Consider the following 15,963-nt stretch of genomic DNA (forward strand, 5'->3'; position numbering starts at 1 on the left):
AAACACCCATGAAAAAAGCCCTAAGAGACGTCTAATGATCGCCACTGACCATCCTGCAATGCTTCTGTAGGCTTGAAGCGGGTTTTGTAATTCATCTTCTGGCACTGTTCTATCCAGTAGCCTAAGTAAAGGTGAGGTAGGTCGCGACGACGGGTCTCTTCGATTTGCCAGAGAACCGCGAAGGTGCCCAGGCTTCTATGTTCCAAGGCCGGGTCGAATACGGTGTATATGGCTGAGAGCCCGTCATCCAGGGTATCCACCGCGGCCAACGCTACCAGTTCTCCGTTTTTCCGCATTTCCAGAAACAAAGAATTTGTCGTGCCTTCTATGAGAAACGATGTGAACTGTTCCCGTGACGGTGGGTACATGTCGCCGTCTTTGTGTCTCAATTCTACATAGTTGGCGTACAACTGATAATAGCTTTCGCTAAACGTTGCAGGTACCAGTATGCATTCAAGGTCGTTATTCTTTTTCATCACCCGACGCTGGCTGCGGTCTGGGAGGAAGTCATTTACGTTTAACCGTACCGGAATGCAGGCGTTGCATGCTTCGCAATGGGGCCGATAATAATGGGATCCACTACGCCGAAAGCCCAGTGATGTGAGTTGGCTGTACAGCTTTTTGTCGATGTTGGCGCGCGGATCGACAAACATGGTTGTTGCTTCGCGATCAGGAAGATAGCTGCAGTCGTGGGCAGGTGTTGCGAAGAATACCAGGGTTCTGAGACTACTCATTTATGCCTCCGGCCCATGCCATTGCCAGTGGAGTGTCCAGTCGGGCTGATTCGGTTTTCTGTCTGCGTATATACCGATTATAGATAAAAAATCGCTTCTGGGTAGGGTGTGCGCGCCCATGCTGAGTAAGTGGTCGCTTTCCACTTGGCAGTCCATGATTTTGTAGCCCCAGTCATGCAGTTGGTGGGCAAGATGAACCATCAACACTTTGGAGGCGTTGGTTTCCAGGGAGAACATGGATTCGCCGAAGAAGCATTGTCCGATGGCGAGGCCGTACATGCCGCCGGCTAGTTCGCCTTGCTGGTTCCACACTTCGATGGAGTGAGCAACGCCTTGGCGGTGCAGTTCGCAGTAACTGGCGATCATGTCGTCGGTTATCCAGGTGCCTTCGCTGCGGGTGGAGGCGCACAGGCGGATGACGCGGCCGAAGGCTTGGTCAGTGGTTACTCGAAAGCGGCGTTGGTTAAGGGTTCTGCGCAGGCTTCGGGAAATGTGGATGTTTTTTGGAAACAGTACGCACCTGGGGTCCGGGGACCACCAGAGTATGGGCTGGTCGTCGCTGTACCAAGGGAATATGCCGCTGCGGTACGCGAGAACCAGGCGCTCTGTAGAAAGGTCGCCCCCCAGCGCAAGAAGGCCATCGGGGTCATCGAGGGCTTCTTTTGCTGGGGGGAACCACAGTTGGTCGGATTCTAACCAGGGTAGTGAGGTCATCTTGACTTCAGTCTGTCGGCTTTAATCCTGCTGATCCAAAAACTTTTCTGCATCCAAGGCAGCCATGCAACCGAAGCCGGCAGAGGTGACGGCTTGGCGATAAACGTGGTCAGCTACGTCACCGGCGGCGAATACGCCTGGAATGCTGGCCTGAGTGGCCATGCCCTCTAGGCCGGATTGGATTTTAATGTACCCGTTTTCCATGTTCAGCTGGCCTTCGAACAGGCCGGTGTTGGGCTTGTGTCCGATGGCGATGAACACGCCGGCCAGGTCAAAATCCTGTGTGGCGCCGTCTTTCATGCTTCTGATGCGCATGCCGGTAACGCCGGTGCCGTCGCCCAATACTTCGTCGAGAGTGTGATCCCAGACGATATTAACGTTGCCGTTCTCCGCTTTTTCGAAGAGCTTGTCCTGAAGGATTTTTTCGGCACGCAGGCTGTCGCGGCGATGAACCAAGGTGACTTCTGCGGCGATGTTGGAGAGGTATAGGGCTTCTTCAACGGCGGTGTTGCCGCCGCCGATAACGGCGACTTTCTGTTTTTTGTAGAAAAAGCCGTCGCAGGTGGCGCAAGCGGATACGCCTTGGCCTTTGAAGCGCTCTTCGGACTCCAGGCCTAGGTACATGGCGGTTGCACCCGTGGCGATGATCAGGGAATCACAGGTGTACTCGCCGCCGTCGCCTTTGAGGCGGAAGGGGCGGCTTTGTAGGTCAGCTTCGTTAATGGTGTCGTACACGATGCTGGTTTCAAAGCGCTCGGCGTGTTTGAGCATGCGCTGCATGAGTTCCGGGCCTTGAACGCCTTCGTTGTCGCCGGGCCAGTTATCTACGTCGGTGGTGGTGGTGAGCTGGCCACCGACTTCAATGCCGGTTATCAGTGTCGGGTTCAAGTTTGCTCTGGCTGCATAAACAGCAGCTGTGTACCCAGCGGGGCCGGAGCCGAGGATGATTAACCGGGAGTGTTTGGTTTCGCTCATGAGTGTCTCTCACTAAAACGGTACGTGTCGGGCTCTTTCAGAGCCAGCAATGCGAGGAAGATGGGAAGGCTACCACGAATGCAGTGGCCTTCCAGTTGTTTTGGCCAATACCACTGATAAAGCTTTGCTATTAGCCCTGCACTCTATCCCTGCACTCTATCCCAATACGGAAACAGTGGTGAGCAGTTGCCGTACGCGCTCAGCGCTTTTCCCAGATTCGCCCTGTTCAAGCCGGTGCTCGGCAATAGCCGGGAAGACGGCCTGAATGTCGTCGGGCAGTGCGTGCTGGCGGCCTTCCATTAGGGCCCAGGCCTTTGTGGCTCGAAGTAGCCCAAGCCCGGCTCTCGGCGATAAGCCGTATAGCAGTCCGGGCATCCGACGGCTTTGTTCAAGCAGGCGCTGAATGTAGTCCAGCAAGGCCGGGCTTGTGGTCACGCGACTTACTTCGTCTTGGAGCTTTGCTAGATCGGCTTCGGTAAGCAAGGTGCTGAGCCGGTCGGTCATTGCTCGGCGGTCTTCGCCTTCTAGCAGCTCTCTTTCAGCCCTGGGGTCTGGGTAGCCAAGCCGGATACGCATCAGAAACCGGTCGAGCTGGGATTCAGGCAAGGGGTAGGTGCCACCCTGTTCTGTCGGGTTCTGTGTGGCAATCACGAAGAACGGGTGTGGTAGCGGGCGGGTTTCGCCTTCAATGGACACTTGGCGCTCTTCCATGGCTTCAAGTAGTGCGCTTTGGGTTCGTGGTGAAGCTCTGTTGATTTCATCTGCCAGCACAACCTGAGCGAATATAGGCCCCGGGTGGAATATCAGGCTACCGGCTTGCTTGTCGTACATGGAGTAACCCAATACGTCGGCGGGCAGCAGGTCGTTGGTGAACTGAATGCGCTGGTAGCTAAGTCCCATGGCTTTGGCTAAAGCGTGGGCCAGGGTGGTTTTGCCCATGCCAGGAATGTCTTCAATCAGCAGGTGGCCCTTGGCAAGCAAACCGCAAAGGGCCAAGCGAACTTGGTGCTCCTTGCCGAGGAGGATCTGGTTGAGCTCGGCAACAACAGTGTCTACCAGTTTTTTCATACCGGGTTCAGTCCCTCACTCTTTTAAGAATGTCGCCATAAGCGTCTATGCGTCGGTCTCTGAAATACGGCCAAATGCGGCGAATCGATTCACTGCGACCGCGATCGATTGAAACGCTCAGGATACACTCGGCGGTATCGTCTGCCCGGGCCAAAATTTCACCCTGTGGGCCGCAGATAAAGCTGTTGCCCCAGAAATGGATGCCATTGGATTGCTCAGAGGGATCTGGCTCTGTGCCTACTCGGTTGGGTGCCACCACCGGCAGGTTGTTAGCTATGGCGTGGCCACGCTGAACCGTCACCCAGGCATCTAGCTGGCGGGCCTGCTCGTCTGGGTCATCTGTGGTGTCCCAGCCGATGGCGGTGGGGTAGATAAGTATCTCGGCACCAGCTAAGGCCATCAAGCGGGCGGCTTCTGGGTACCATTGGTCCCAGCATACGAGAACACCCAGTTTGCCCACCGAGGTTTCGATGGGGGAGAACCCGTTCCGACCATCGTTGAACTGGGCATCACCGGGGGTGAAATAAAACTTTTCGTAGAAACCCGGATCGTCTGGAATGTGCATTTTTCGGTACAGGCCAGCAATGGAGCCGTCGCTTTCAATAACCACGGCGGTGTTGTGATAAACGCCGTTCATACGTCGCTCGAAAATGGAGCCAACGATAACGATGTTTAGCTCCCGAGCTAGGTTGGAAAGTCGTTCACTGGTGGGGCCAGGAATAGGCTCCGCCAGGTCGAAGGTACGGGTGTCTACGGTTTGGCAAAAGTAATGGGTAGCGTGAAGTTCTTGCAGGATGATCAGTTGAGCTCCGCCTGCGTTGGCTTCGCGAACCAGCATTTCGGTGGTTGCAAGGCTGGCGGCCTTATCCTTACTGCAAGCCTGCTGAATAGCGGCGACTGCGAGCTGGTCGGAGGCTTGGCGTTTGTCTGGGTTTTGGCTCATGGCGTGACGACTCCTTCAGGAATCTGCATGGTAACGCAGTGCAGGCTGCCGTGTTGCTTTACCAGTGCCCGGCAGTTGACGGGTATAATCTCCCGATCCGCGAAAATCTCGCTAATAATGCGAATAGCTTCATCATCTTGAGGTACGCCATAAATCGGCAACAGTACGGCGCTATTGATGATCAGGAAATTAGCGTAGGTGGCCGGAAGCTGCTCGCCCTCGTCGCCGAATACCGGGTTTGGCCACGGCAGTGCAGTTAACTTGTAGGGCGAGCCGTCCCGCTGGCGGAACTCCTTAAGGTCGTGTTCCATGGCGGCTAGCGCGCTGTAGTGTTCATCTGCCACATCTGGGCAGGCCACATAGCAGATATGACCCGGGGCGCAAAACCGAGCCAGTGTATCAATGTGGCTGTCGGTGTCATCCCCCTCCAGATAGCCGTGGTTAAGCCAGAGAATGCGGTCTGTGCCGAGCATTTCAGATAGCAGCTGCTCTATGGCACCGCGATCCATGGACGCATTGCGGGTTGGAGTTAGAAGGCACTCGCTGGTCGCAAGTAACGTACCTTCACCATCGGATTCAATGGAGCCGCCTTCCAGTACAAAGTCCACCGCCTGCATCGGGGTGGTTCCGAATACGCCGTAGTTGGCGAGATGGCGGTTTAGCGCGTCGTCTTTTTCCCAGGCGAATTTTCCGCCCCAGGCGTTAAAACGAAAATCCAGTAGCGTGGGCCCTTCATCGGTGAACACGGTAATCGGGCCGTGGTCGCGGGTCCAGGTATCGTTTGCCGGTGCAGGCACTGCATGTACGCGTCCTGGTAGGCCCTGTTGGTTGGCCCAAGCATTAAGCTCGCGCTCAAGATCCTGCAACCGAATCACGTGTTCACAGCTGATAACCAGATGTTCAAATCGGAGAATCGAGCGGGCGATTTCAAGAAATACCGGCTCTACCTCGTCAATAATCGCTGCCCAGTCTGTACCTGGATGGGGCCAGGTAAGTACAACGGCGCTTTGGGGTGCCCATTCAGCTGGTAACACGCGTCGGAATGTCACTTTACAATCACCTTAAAAGTGCAAAAGCCGCCATTCTAACCAAAGGGCGGCGTATCGTCAGGGGGTGTGCCCGGAATTTCTGGGCAGAAAAGGTTTATTTTGATGGTCTTAGCGCTTGGGCGTCAGTACCGAGTGGATAACCCGATCTTTTTCGAAATAGACCACAAACTTACCATAGTGCCACTGGCTGATGGGAGGCTGTCCAACAGCGGCATCGGTTGAGTCCGGCTGCCCCCATGCGGCTCGCACCGATGCCTGTATCATTCCGGTCCGGGGCATGCTTTGCTGGCTCCTTTCTACCTGGCTGCCCACTGGCACGCGAAGGTCTTCAGCAAACGCGCCAGAAACCGGTGCCAAAGTGAGGAATAATGTCGTTGCCAGTGTGCCAGCCAAGGCTCGCCTTATTGTCATTGATGCATCTCCATTAATACGGGGGTCTCCGGTTAGCACTCCGAAGACATGGATAAAACGTAATATCCGAGAATTACGAGCAAAAGTCACATGTTTTCGCCTGTCTACTCGTTTTGCCGCTGGCGAATCTGCCACCGCATCACATGCCGGGCGATTTGCTGACGGTCGCCATCCTGTATGCGGATAAAACCGGTATGAACCCTTACTCCGCCTGTTTCGTCAGCTTGTATATCCAGCACCTGTGCAACTGCCTGGGGCTGGAAAAGTTCTGGTGGCAGGGTCATGCGGATAGCAAGCCTGTCGCCAGTCTGCCATGCTTGTAGGCTCGCGGAAAAGGCTAGGCCGCCTTCGCTAAGAGTTACGTCTTGCCAGTCGTCCGGTTGCAAGGGATTTTGCTGAAAGGCCATAATGCGCGCAAGCGAGTCTAGCTTGCCGTTTAAGGACTTTACCACGCTAGTAAGCAGGCGGTCGTGATCGGCAAGACTGGCGAGCTGCGATTTGATGTCTTGATCCAGGCGCCTGAAATCCGTTTTCAGGGTCTCTAGGTGATCGTCGTTAAAAAGATTCTCGTCGAGCCCGCCGACAGGCGGCAGCTTACGAATGTCTAGGCCAATCCGGTCTTCGATGCGGAAAAACTCCCGGCGTTCAGGTAGGTGATCTGCCGATTCGGGCGGTGTGTCTCGGGTCTGCATTCGGGGCTCCGCGGATAAAGATGTCAGCCAGAAGTGTCAGTAGTGCCACTATTGAAAGTTTAGCAGTTTCCCACAGCGCTGAAAGGCCAGCGGGAATTCCAGACCACGATCGACCTGAAGGTAGTGACAGGCTCCTCTCCATGTTCAGACCCTTATCGTTTTATATCGGCCTGCGGTATACCGCAGCCAAAAGGCGCAATCACTTTATATCGTTTATTTCTCTCACGTCCATGATTGGGCTGATGCTTGGCGTTGCAGTGCTGATTATTGTGCTGTCCGTCATGAACGGTTTTGACCGTGAGCTTAAGCAGAGAATCCTCGGCATGGTGCCCCATGCCATTATCCAGGGCAGCGGGCCGCTGGATGACTGGGAGGCTGTGGATGCTCAGGTACAGAAGCACCCTAGGGTGCTGGCTGCCGCTCCGTTTATTCAGGGGCAGGCCATGGTCACCGGCGGTGGTGATGTGCGGGGCGTTATGCTCAACGGCATACTGCCTGAGGAGGAACGTTCGGTTTCGATCATTGAAAATCACATGATTGAAGGCAAGTTGGACGATCTGGTCTCGGGTGAGTTCGGCATCATCGTGGGCCGAACCATGGCCTCTAGCCTGCGCTTGCAGTTGGGGGACAAAGTAACCGTGGTGTTGCCTGAAGCCTCTGTCACCCCCGCCGGGGTGTTGCCGCGTCTCAAGCGCTTTACGGTAAAAGGCGTGTTCAGCGTTGGCGCCGAGCTGGACGGTAATTACACTCTCATTCACATGGATGACGCCTCCAAACTGATGCGCACCGGCGGTAAGGCTCAAGGGGTGCGGCTGCTGGTTGACGATCTGTTTGCGGCCCCTAAGGTTGCACAGGAGGCTGCGGAAGGCTTGTCCGGCCGTTACTATATTTCGGATTGGACTAGCACCCACGGCAACTTGTTTCAGGCAATCCGTATGGAAAAAACCATGATCGGACTGCTGCTGATGTTTATTGTGGCGGTCGCCGCTTTCAACATTGTGTCCACTCTTGTGATGGTGGTGACGGATAAAACAGCAGATATCGCGATTCTGCGTACCATGGGGGCAACACCCGGACGCATCATGAGAATTTTCATCGTCCAGGGGGCTGTTATCGGGGTTTTCGGAACTCTGATTGGCACAGCCCTTGGCGTTTTGGGTGCGCTCAATATCAGTGCATTTATTTCTTGGCTGGAGGGCGCGCTCGGGCAAAAGTTCTTGAGTGCAGATGTGTATTTTATTAGCTATCTACCCTCCCAGTTGCAGTGGCAAGACGTAGCCATAATCAGCGGCGCAGGCCTTGCCATGAGTTTGCTGGCGACTATCTATCCGGCGTGGAGAGCGTCACGAGTGGATCCAGCGGAGGCTCTTCGTTATGAATAAGGAAAGTAGTGCCATGAAGGATGTTCCTCTGGTGATCGATTGCCGTCAGGTTACCCGGACCTACACTCAGGGGCCGGAAAAACTGACCATCTTCTCTGATATCTCGCTGGAAGTTACGGCGGGCGAAACTGTGGCCATTGTGGGCAGCAGTGGCGCAGGTAAAACAACACTGCTGAATCTTCTTGGTGGGCTGGACAAGCCGTCTACGGGGCAGATTTCGATATGTGGCAAGGATATCCATCGTTTATCTGAGGCGGGTCGTGCGCACTTTCGCAATCGCCATCTGGGCTTTGTTTACCAGTTTCACCACCTATTGCCAGAATTTACCGCGCTTGAGAATGTCATGATGCCTTGCGCTCTCGGTGGCATGTCGATTGGTGATGCGAACGAGCGAGCACAGTCGATTTTGCAGCGAGTAGGGCTTGCTGAGCGCCTGGCTCATAAGCCTAGCGAGCTATCCGGCGGTGAGCGTCAGCGAGTCGCTATTGCTCGTGCGCTGGTTAATGAGCCTGATTGTGTATTGATGGATGAACCCACTGGCAACCTTGATGAACATACGGGTGAGGGTGTTCGCGCGCTTATCGAGTCTTTGCGGGATCAGTTTGGGATTTCGTTTGTTGTGGTTACACACGACATGAAGATGGCACGGAGTCTTGGGCGAGTACTGAGGCTAGAGCAAGGCCGGCTAGTTCAGGAGGCCTGATCGTGGCGGGCGCGCCGGAGTTCTTTGCGGGCTCGGCGGCGCGTTTGCCACTCTGAGCGGATTTTCCGGCGCCACAGAAACTGAATGACTAAGTAAGCCGCGCAGGCCGAGATGGTAGCAATGATCAAGGAGCCAAGATAAAGCGGAATGCCGATATCCAGCAGGCGCTCACTGATCCACGGCAACGAAAGCTGAAAGTCGAAGTCTAGAACCGGCCGGTTGAGTGCCCAGGCACCCACCTTGTAGTTGAAGTAAAACATGGGCGGCATGGTGATCGGATTGCTGATCCATACCAGCGCCACAGACAAGGGCAGGTTGGCGTTAAACCAGATGGCAAAGAACGCTGCAGCAATCATCTGGAATGGCATGGGGATAAAACAGAAAAACACACCGATCAGGAACGCACGGGCAACACTGTGACGATTGATGTGCCATAGGTTTGGTTCATTTAAGATATCGCCAAGAAAACCAAGCGATTTCATCGCTTGCACCTTTGCAGGTGATGGCAGATAGCGTTTTATGAACTTCTTTGGCATTAGGAAGCTCTACCTTCAAGTAGACTAAACCTCCGGCGGCAAGGATGGCGCCGACAGATAACATTATCGGGAGGACAAGGATTGTCCGAAAGCTCTCATAATTGCCCCAGCCTCTTTAATTGGCGGGGCTCAGCAGTGCGTTTTATAGCATTCTCTGCAGGAATCCTCAGAGCACTCGTCAAAGTGCAATTCACAGTACTTGGCATCTTCGCATTTTCCTGCGGCGTCATCTTACTTTATAGGCTAGCGGTGTTGCCACCTCCAGTGTTGCTGCTCGGGGCCACACTTCCAGCTTTATTTTGGTTTTTGCCGATACGCCAGCTATTTTCAGCAGCTTTTTGGTCTATTGCGATCGGTTTTTCATTGGGTGTTTTTTGGGCAGGGCTTTCGGCTCATGAACGCCTTGAGGAGCGGCTTCCCGCTGGTCTAGAAGGTGAAAAAGTTCATGTTTCCGGATATGTCTGTGACCTCCCGGTTGCTGGCAGTTTTGACAGCATCCGTTTCAGCTTCTGTGTAACCCGCTGGTACGGGAATTCCCTGATCCCGGAGGCCAATACCTCTCTGCCGAAAAAATTACGCCTGGCTTGGTATGGCCAGCCTGAAGGGCTTCTTCCAGGCCACCGGTTGCGCCTTGAGGTTGTGCTCAAACGGCCTCACGGCACTTTGAATCCCGCAGGTTTTCGTTACGAGGACTGGCTATTCCGTAAAGGCTATCGCGCAACGGGTAGCGTACGCAGTGCGGTTCCAGACCCGTCCATATTCTGTACACCCGCGTGCCAGTATCATCGAATTCACGCCCAGTTGGCGAATTGGGTAGACGAACAATTCGCCGATGCCCGCCATCACCCTTTGATTGCCTCATTATTGATAGGCAACCGCGGATACCTGTCTACCGAGCATTGGGACGTTTTTAAAGCAACAGGAACCATTCATCTGGTGGCTATCTCTGGCCTGCATTTGGGCCTGGTTGCTCTGGGTGCCGGGTTTGTTGCGCGCAGGCTGTTGCTGACAGTGTCTTCTTATCGCTTGAGTGAACGCTCTGTGCGCGTGGCCGTGTTTTTTGTGGTGCTGCTGTGCTGCCTACTCTATGCGTTAGCGGCGGGGTTTACGGTGCCAACCCGAAGAGCACTGATTATGGTGGCGGTCGGTAGTTGGTTCCTGCTAAAGGCCCGGCAGGTGTCGGTTTGGCATTCCCTTGTGATAGCTCTTGGGCTGGTTCTTTTGCTTGATCCTCTTGCGCCGCTGGACCAAGGGTTTTGGTTATCTTTTGGCGCAGTTTCTATGCTCATTTGTGTGTTCGCTGGTCGTTTGGGCGGCACAGGTTGGCTGGCCGGCCTGCTTCTCGCCCAAGGCGCAGTATTTGCGGGGCTCTGGCCGATCCTTGAGTTAGTCGGCCAAGGTCAGCCGGTTGCCGGCTTGCTTGCCAATATATTTGCCATCCCCTGGGTTTCTCTGGTTGTGATGCCAGCACTTATTGTTGGCGCGCTTCTGGTTGCGCTGTTTCCGGCGTTGTCGGGCTTGGTTGTGCCGCTTCTTGATGCGGTGCTTGGATGGATGTGGGGTTTTCTTAGTTGGGTTGCCAGTATGAGCTGGCCCAGCCTTGATGGAAGCGCACCAGAGATTGCGGGGTTTGCTGTTTTGATGTTGCTGATTGCGACGATACCTATCCGAGCGTTTCGCGTTGCCGGGATTGCTCTTGTACTGGCGTGGGCCACTGCCGCGAGCTTGCCAGGCGAGTCTGAAAACCCAAGGCTTGTTGGGCCGGAAGTAAGGGTGTGGGATGTTGGCCAAGGGCTCTCAGCCTTAGTGCGGGCGGGCGATGAAGTGTTGCTCTATGACACAGGGCCTGAAGTGAAGGGTGTGTTTTCCTCCGTAGAATCGGTTCTGTTGCCTAACCTGCGGGCCTTGGGTATCAGCCGCATCGACACGCTAGTTATAAGCCATGCCGACAGCGACCACTCTGGCGGGATTGACCTACTTTTGAGGGAATTTGATGTCGGCCGGATCCTGACCGGTGAGCCTGACGCAATTCGTAAGAAGCTCGAGCAGGGCAGTAAGGTGAGTATCCAGAGCTGTGCAGGCGAAGGAATGCTGGGAGGTGAGCTGTCGCTGCACTTTTGGCAGGCCAAAGGTGGCTTTGAGGGCAACGATGCATCTTGTGTTCTAAGTATCCGGCACGAGCCGGCCGCAATGGAATGGATTTTTCCAGGTGATATTAGCGCCCGCATCGAATCCCGCTACCTGAAAGAGTTCGCAAGCCAGTTGCCATCTAGCAAGCCTTATGAGCGTGTTGTTATTGCACCTCACCATGGCAGTAAAACTTCATCCTCTGAAGCTTGGGTCAGCGGGCTTAGCCCGAATTTGGTGATCTACACCGCCGGATACCGACACAGGTATGGCCATCCGCATAAAGACGTAACAGCGCGTTACCAGAGAGTGGGTGCTGAAGCACTCAGTACCGCTTGCTCGGGCGGTGTGGTTATGACATTGGCTGCTGATGGCGCCCTAACAACCCAAGAGGCCCGCCATAACGCGCCCTTCTGGATCAGCGGCCCGGGCCTGACCAGAGATCATTGTAAAATACCGTGACATTGCGGGTGTGGCCTCGACCTGCAGCTATGCTAAAGTAGCGCGGCTTGTTAACAATCAGGGAGATCAAGCGTGTTCGAGTTGTTGAAAGCTGGTGGCATTCTGATGGTGCCAATTGTTGTCTGTTCCATCCTGGCGCTTGCGATCATTTTGGAGCGTTTTTGGAGCCTTCGGGCGTCTCGTGTATCGCCGCCTCAGACCATTAATGAACTTTGGCGCTGGATCAAGAAAAAAGACCTTAACGCCCGTAAGCTGAAGGCATTGCAGAGCTCATCGCCGCTGGGTCGTGTGCTTGCGGGTGGTCTCATGAATGCCAAGCATGGCCGTGAGATCATGAAGGAGAGCATTGAGCACGAGGCCAGCCAGGCTATTCACGAGCTGGAGCGTTTTCTGAACCCGCTGGGCACCATTGCGACCATAACGCCACTGCTTGGTCTTCTGGGCACAGTGATTGGCATGATCAAAGTGTTTGCTGAAATCCAGCTTGCAGGTGTCGGGGATGCGGGCAATCTTGCCGGGGGCATCTCGGAGGCCTTGATTACCACCGCTTCTGGCCTGAGTGTTGCCATTCCAGCGCTGATTTGTCACCGGTATTTTATTCGTCGGGTAGACGAACTGGTGGTGGGCATGGAACAGGAAGCCATCAAGCTGGTTGAAGTTGTACACGGTGACCGTGAAATCGACGTGGAAGGGGCCTAAACGCCGTGAAGTTCACACGCCAGAGAAGTCAGGAAGTCGGGGTAGACCTTACGCCACTGATCGATGTGGTTTTCCTGCTGCTGATTTTCTTTATGGTCTCTACGACCTTTACGCGGGAAAGTCATTTGCAAGTGGAATTGCCAGAAGCCAGCGGTGAGCCAGCATCTGCTTCCGAAGTGAAGCAGATAGACGTTGTGATTAACGCGGAAGGCCAGTACATCCTGAACAACAACGCCCTCGTGAATAACCGGCGTGAGACCCTTGAACGGGGTGTGAGTGAGTTGGCTGAAGGTGATTACACTCTGCCATTCGTGATCACTGCCGACGCCCGTACCCCCCATGAGTATGTGGTCAGAGCCATGGACGTCGCGGGTCGTTTGGGTTTTTCCGGGCTGAGCATTACCACAGAACGTGAGGCCGAAAGCCAGTGAGTCATGCAGGATCGCCACCAGACCCGAAGAAAGTCCAATCTGGCGACAGCTGGGAGACATACAAACGCCTGCTGGCTTATGTAAAACCTTTTTGGTTGGCATTTTCTCTCGCGGTTTTAGGCAACGTTATTTACGCGGCTGCCTCCACGGGAATGGCCGCAGCCATGGAGTATGTAATAGCTGCTATTGAAAATCCCACCCAACAAAACCGAATTCTGCTCACTGCCTTAATTGTAGGCATATTCACGTTTCGTGGTGTCGGAACATTTTTGAGTCAGTATTTCATCAGCTATGTCGGTCGGCACGTCATTAACGCGCTCCGCAACGACGTGTTCAACCGTTTGATGACGCTCCCATCCCGTTACTTTGACGAACATGCAGCCGGAAGATTGGTGTCCAAGCTAACCTTCAACGTTGAGCAGGTAGCGGAAGCCACTACGAATGCCGTAACGATTACTCTTAGGGAAGGTCTTACGATTGTCGGCCTGCTCAGTTTCATGCTGTACACCAACTGGAAGCTGACCCTGATTTTCCTAGCTGTTGGGCCTTTGATTGGAGTGGTCGTCAGTTATGCCAGCAAGCGCTTCCGCAAGATCAGTCAACGCATTCAGAGCTCTATGGGCGACATAACCCACGTGGCTTCTGAGTCTATTATCGGGTATCGGGTGGTACGGACGTTTGGTGGCGAAGAATATGAAAAGCAGCGTTTTCAAAAGGTTAACGATCGCAACCTAAAACAAAGCCTTAAGATGGCCTCTACCCAGGCTATCAGTATTCCGGTGATCCAGACTCTGGTGGCGGTGGCCATTGCAGCGCTCGTATGGACCATGCTGGCCCCGGAAATACGAGGCGAGATGACAACAGGCCAGTTGGTCGCGTTTATTACCGCGGCCACCACCATGGCCAAACCCATTCGCCAAGTAACATCCGTCCATTCGCAGATCCAGAAGGGCGTGGCTGCAGCGTACGATGTGTTCGAAACCATTGACGAAGTTCCCGAACAAGATCCGGGCTCCTATGCTCCTGAGCGTGTTGAGGGGAACATTGAATTTGATGACGTGTCGTTCCGTTACCGCGATCAGCTCGACAACGTATTGGAAGGCATCTCCGTCGATATTCCCGCAGGCCAGAGTTTGGCGCTGGTAGGGCGTTCGGGTAGTGGCAAATCGACGATGGTTAGTTTGCTACCCAGGTTCTATGAGTATACCGGTGGCGATATCCGGATTGATGGGCGCTCGCTTAAGGATTTTTCACTGAAAGCACTGCGAGCCCAGATTGCACTGGTTACCCAGAGCGTTGTGCTGTTTAACGATTCGATTGCGGCCAATATAGCCTACGGTGCGCTTCGGGAATGCAGCCAGGAAGAAATACGCGAAGCTGCGGGCAAAGCCCATGCATTGGAGTTTATTGATCGCATGCCGGATGGCCTAGACACCATGATCGGGGATAACGGTGTGATGCTCTCAGGTGGCCAGCGGCAACGGTTGGCGATTGCCAGGGCATTGCTGAAGGATGCGCCCATATTGATTCTGGATGAGGCGACCTCCGCGCTGGATACTGAATCTGAGCGGTACATTCAGGAAGCCCTGGAAACCGTAATTCAAGGCCGGACGACCCTGGTTATCGCCCACCGGCTTTCTACCATCGAAAATGCTGACAGAATTCTGGTTATGGACGATGGCCGCATTGTTGAATCCGGGCGCCATGACGAACTTATTGCCAAGAATGGCGCTTATGCCCAGTTACATCAAATGCAGTTCAGTGAGCACTCATGACATCCTTGGTAGATCGGCTATGGTATGGCAAAGGCCGGCCATTGTTTTTGTTATCACCGCTTTCATGGTTATACCGCGCCGTTGCTGAAGCACGTCGACGCAAAGCGATCAAAGCGCATACCCATAAGCTACCGGTACCGGTTGTGGTTGTGGGTAACATCACCGCCGGAGGCACCGGCAAATCCCCATTAACGGCTTGGCTTGTGGGTACCATGCAATCGGCAGGCTGGCGCCCCGTTGTGCTCAGTCGCGGCTATGGTGGCAATTCTTCTGATTACCCGTTGCTGGTCACCGAAGATACCTTGCCGTCCCTTGCAGGTGATGAGCCCGTTATGTTGGCTCAGGCAACGGGTGTACCCGTGGTGGTTGATCCGGATAGGTGTCGGGGCGCAGCATTTGCACTCGATAATGACCTGGGCGACGTTCTCATCAGCGACGATGGGCTTCAGCATTATCGGTTGCCTCGTGACATTGAACTTTCAGTGTTTGATGGCAGCCGTGGCGTAGGCAACGGCGCGTTGATCCCCGTGGGGCCTTTGCGCGAGCCTGTCAGCAGGTTGGATACGGTTGATTTTGTGGTTGTTAACGGAGCTGCCGCGGCTGACGACGAGGGCCGAGTACCGCCAGAAGCGCTATCTGGCATCAAGCATCCACAGATGTATGCCATGGATCTTCAACCAACACGCCTTGTTAACCTAAAAACCGGTGAAACCCGATCGCCCGAAAGCCTTCAAGGCCAGAAAATTCGCTCTATAGCTGGCATAGGTAACCCGGCACGCTTTTTCGATACCCTTAAAGGGTTGGGTGCAAAACAAATCGCCGTGCCGTTTCCTGATCATCATCGGTTTCGCCCGGAAGATCTCGGTGCCGAATCCGGCCACATGCTGGTGATGACGGCCAAGGATGGCGTTAAATGCCGCAGCTTTGCACCGGATAATGCGTGGGTGCTTTATGTTGAAGCAAGGTTGCCAAAGGCGTTTTCAGAGTCTTTTCTTGAAAAATTGCGGGCGAGCTTCGGGGCGCCCACTTCTTAACTGTCAGTGAGATCGCATTATGGATAAAAAACTTGTGGCCATGCTGGCTTGCCCTGTTTGCAAGGGTGAGCTGAAACTGAATCAGGCAAGAACGGAACTGACGTGTTTCCAAGATGCCATGGCCTTTCCTATTCGTGACGGTATCCCAGTAATGCTGGCCACCGAGGCCCGCACACTCACCACTGACGAACGTCTTCACAAAAACTGAGCAAGCTCTCTGCAGGATCG

At 54.4% G+C, this 15,963-nt stretch carries 17 protein-coding genes; 8 read left to right on the forward strand and 9 right to left on the reverse strand.

All coding sequences use genetic code 11. From position 1 onward, the window contains the following. Window positions 1–20 precede the first annotated feature (20 nt). The 8 genes from CPH80_RS03010 to CPH80_RS03045 all read right to left on the reverse strand — a co-directional run bounded on the left by CPH80_RS03010 (window position 21) and on the right by CPH80_RS03045 (window position 6,586). Complete coding sequence (locus CPH80_RS03010) at window positions 21–734, reverse strand: arginyltransferase (protein ID WP_096275553.1); 714 nt, start codon at window positions 732–734, stop codon at window positions 21–23. Further along, window positions 735–1,448: a leucyl/phenylalanyl-tRNA--protein transferase gene (aat, locus tag CPH80_RS03015; protein WP_096275554.1), complete on the reverse strand. Its 714-nt coding sequence runs from the start codon at window positions 1,446–1,448 to the stop codon at window positions 735–737. A 21-nt stretch (window positions 1,449–1,469) separates the two neighbouring features. Next, window positions 1,470–2,423: a thioredoxin-disulfide reductase gene (trxB, locus tag CPH80_RS03020; protein WP_096275555.1), complete on the reverse strand. Its 954-nt coding sequence runs from the start codon at window positions 2,421–2,423 to the stop codon at window positions 1,470–1,472. A gap of 156 nt (window positions 2,424–2,579) precedes the next feature. Next, a complete protein-coding gene (locus tag CPH80_RS03025) occupies window positions 2,580–3,491 on the reverse strand; it encodes an AAA family ATPase (protein WP_096275556.1) in 912 nt (303 codons plus the stop codon). A gap of 7 nt (window positions 3,492–3,498) precedes the next feature. Further along, window positions 3,499–4,434: a carbon-nitrogen hydrolase gene (locus CPH80_RS03030; protein WP_096275557.1), complete on the reverse strand. Its 936-nt coding sequence runs from the start codon at window positions 4,432–4,434 to the stop codon at window positions 3,499–3,501. Then, entirely contained in the window at window positions 4,431–5,483 is a 1,053-nt protein-coding gene (locus tag CPH80_RS03035) for an agmatine/peptidylarginine deiminase (RefSeq protein WP_096275558.1), read from the reverse strand. Before CPH80_RS03035 ends, CPH80_RS03030 begins: the two co-directional genes overlap by 4 nt. A 108-nt stretch (window positions 5,484–5,591) precedes the next feature. Beyond that, window positions 5,592–5,894 carry a hypothetical protein gene (locus tag CPH80_RS03040; protein WP_096275559.1) on the reverse strand — a complete coding sequence of 101 codons (303 nt, stop codon included), beginning with the start codon at window positions 5,892–5,894 and terminating at the stop codon, window positions 5,592–5,594. 104 nt (window positions 5,895–5,998) lie between these two features. Continuing rightward, complete coding sequence (locus CPH80_RS03045) at window positions 5,999–6,586, reverse strand: PilZ domain-containing protein (protein WP_096275560.1); 588 nt, start codon at window positions 6,584–6,586, stop codon at window positions 5,999–6,001. 140 nt (window positions 6,587–6,726) lie between these two features. On the opposite strand from CPH80_RS03045, the gene CPH80_RS03050 reads away from it, so the two are divergent. Both CPH80_RS03050 and lolD read left to right on the forward strand, forming a co-directional pair. Further along, a complete protein-coding gene (locus tag CPH80_RS03050) occupies window positions 6,727–7,968 on the forward strand; it encodes a lipoprotein-releasing ABC transporter permease subunit (protein ID WP_096275561.1) in 1,242 nt (413 codons plus the stop codon). Next, complete coding sequence (lolD, locus tag CPH80_RS03055; protein WP_096275562.1) at window positions 7,961–8,671, forward strand: lipoprotein-releasing ABC transporter ATP-binding protein LolD; 711 nt, start codon at window positions 7,961–7,963, stop codon at window positions 8,669–8,671. Before CPH80_RS03050 ends, lolD begins: the two co-directional genes overlap by 8 nt. Here lolD and CPH80_RS03060 read toward each other — a convergent pair. Continuing rightward, window positions 8,659–9,207 (reverse strand): DUF2062 domain-containing protein, encoded by a 549-nt coding sequence (locus CPH80_RS03060; RefSeq protein WP_096275563.1) that lies wholly within the window; start codon window positions 9,205–9,207, stop codon window positions 8,659–8,661. The two genes, lolD and CPH80_RS03060, sit on opposite strands and share 13 nt — an antisense overlap. A gap of 183 nt (window positions 9,208–9,390) precedes the next feature. Between CPH80_RS03060 and CPH80_RS03065 the strand changes: the two genes are divergently transcribed. The 6 genes from CPH80_RS03065 (at window position 9,391) to CPH80_RS03090 (ending at window position 15,943) form a co-directional block, all read left to right on the forward strand. Further along, window positions 9,391–11,796, forward strand: coding sequence for a DNA internalization-related competence protein ComEC/Rec2 (locus CPH80_RS03065; protein ID WP_172898579.1), 2,406 nt, complete (start codon window positions 9,391–9,393; stop codon window positions 11,794–11,796). Window positions 11,797–11,868: 72 nt separating this feature from the next. Next, window positions 11,869–12,495: a MotA/TolQ/ExbB proton channel family protein gene (locus tag CPH80_RS03070; protein WP_096275564.1), complete on the forward strand. Its 627-nt coding sequence runs from the start codon at window positions 11,869–11,871 to the stop codon at window positions 12,493–12,495. Window positions 12,496–12,500: 5 nt separating this feature from the next. After that, window positions 12,501–12,926 (forward strand): ExbD/TolR family protein, encoded by a 426-nt coding sequence (locus CPH80_RS03075; RefSeq protein ID WP_096275565.1) that lies wholly within the window; start codon window positions 12,501–12,503, stop codon window positions 12,924–12,926. Next, the gene (msbA, locus tag CPH80_RS03080) at window positions 12,923–14,701 is read left to right on the forward strand and encodes a lipid A export permease/ATP-binding protein MsbA (RefSeq protein WP_096275566.1); all 1,779 of its coding nucleotides are present in this window, start codon (window positions 12,923–12,925) and stop codon (window positions 14,699–14,701) included. The genes CPH80_RS03075 and msbA overlap by 4 nt, the downstream gene beginning before the upstream one ends. After that, window positions 14,698–15,735 carry a tetraacyldisaccharide 4'-kinase gene (lpxK, locus tag CPH80_RS03085; RefSeq protein WP_096275567.1) on the forward strand — a complete coding sequence of 346 codons (1,038 nt, stop codon included), beginning with the start codon at window positions 14,698–14,700 and terminating at the stop codon, window positions 15,733–15,735. The genes msbA and lpxK overlap by 4 nt, the downstream gene beginning before the upstream one ends. A 19-nt stretch (window positions 15,736–15,754) precedes the next feature. Further along, on the forward strand, window positions 15,755–15,943 hold the full coding sequence (locus tag CPH80_RS03090) for a Trm112 family protein (protein WP_096275568.1): 189 nt from the start codon (window positions 15,755–15,757) through the stop codon (window positions 15,941–15,943). The last annotated feature ends 20 nt before the right edge of the window (window positions 15,944–15,963 follow it).

The sequence above is a fragment of the Marinobacter sp. LV10R510-11A genome (assembly GCF_900215155.1).
Taxonomy (GTDB): domain Bacteria; phylum Pseudomonadota; class Gammaproteobacteria; order Pseudomonadales; family Oleiphilaceae; genus Marinobacter.

Excerpts from the sequence above, each read along its gene's own strand:
- CPH80_RS03025 (WP_096275556.1), bottom strand. The coding sequence starts at position 3,491 with ATGAAAAAACTGGTAGACACTGTTGTTGCCGAGCTCAACCAGATCCTC.
- aat (WP_096275554.1), bottom strand. The coding sequence starts at position 1,448 with ATGACCTCACTACCCTGGTTAGAATCCGACCAACTGTGGTTCCCCCCA.
- CPH80_RS03090 (WP_096275568.1), top strand. The coding sequence starts at position 15,755 with ATGGATAAAAAACTTGTGGCCATGCTGGCTTGCCCTGTTTGCAAGGGT.
- CPH80_RS03030 (WP_096275557.1), bottom strand. The coding sequence starts at position 4,434 with ATGAGCCAAAACCCAGACAAACGCCAAGCCTCCGACCAGCTCGCAGTC.
- CPH80_RS03010 (WP_096275553.1), bottom strand. The coding sequence starts at position 734 with ATGAGTAGTCTCAGAACCCTGGTATTCTTCGCAACACCTGCCCACGAC.
- CPH80_RS03045 (WP_096275560.1), bottom strand. The coding sequence starts at position 6,586 with ATGCAGACCCGAGACACACCGCCCGAATCGGCAGATCACCTACCTGAA.
- lpxK (WP_096275567.1), top strand. The coding sequence starts at position 14,698 with ATGACATCCTTGGTAGATCGGCTATGGTATGGCAAAGGCCGGCCATTG.
- CPH80_RS03040 (WP_096275559.1), bottom strand. The coding sequence starts at position 5,894 with ATGACAATAAGGCGAGCCTTGGCTGGCACACTGGCAACGACATTATTC.
- trxB (WP_096275555.1), bottom strand. The coding sequence starts at position 2,423 with ATGAGCGAAACCAAACACTCCCGGTTAATCATCCTCGGCTCCGGCCCC.
- CPH80_RS03050 (WP_096275561.1), top strand. The coding sequence starts at position 6,727 with ATGTTCAGACCCTTATCGTTTTATATCGGCCTGCGGTATACCGCAGCC.
- CPH80_RS03060 (WP_096275563.1), bottom strand. The coding sequence starts at position 9,207 with ATGCCAAAGAAGTTCATAAAACGCTATCTGCCATCACCTGCAAAGGTG.
- lolD (WP_096275562.1), top strand. The coding sequence starts at position 7,961 with ATGAATAAGGAAAGTAGTGCCATGAAGGATGTTCCTCTGGTGATCGAT.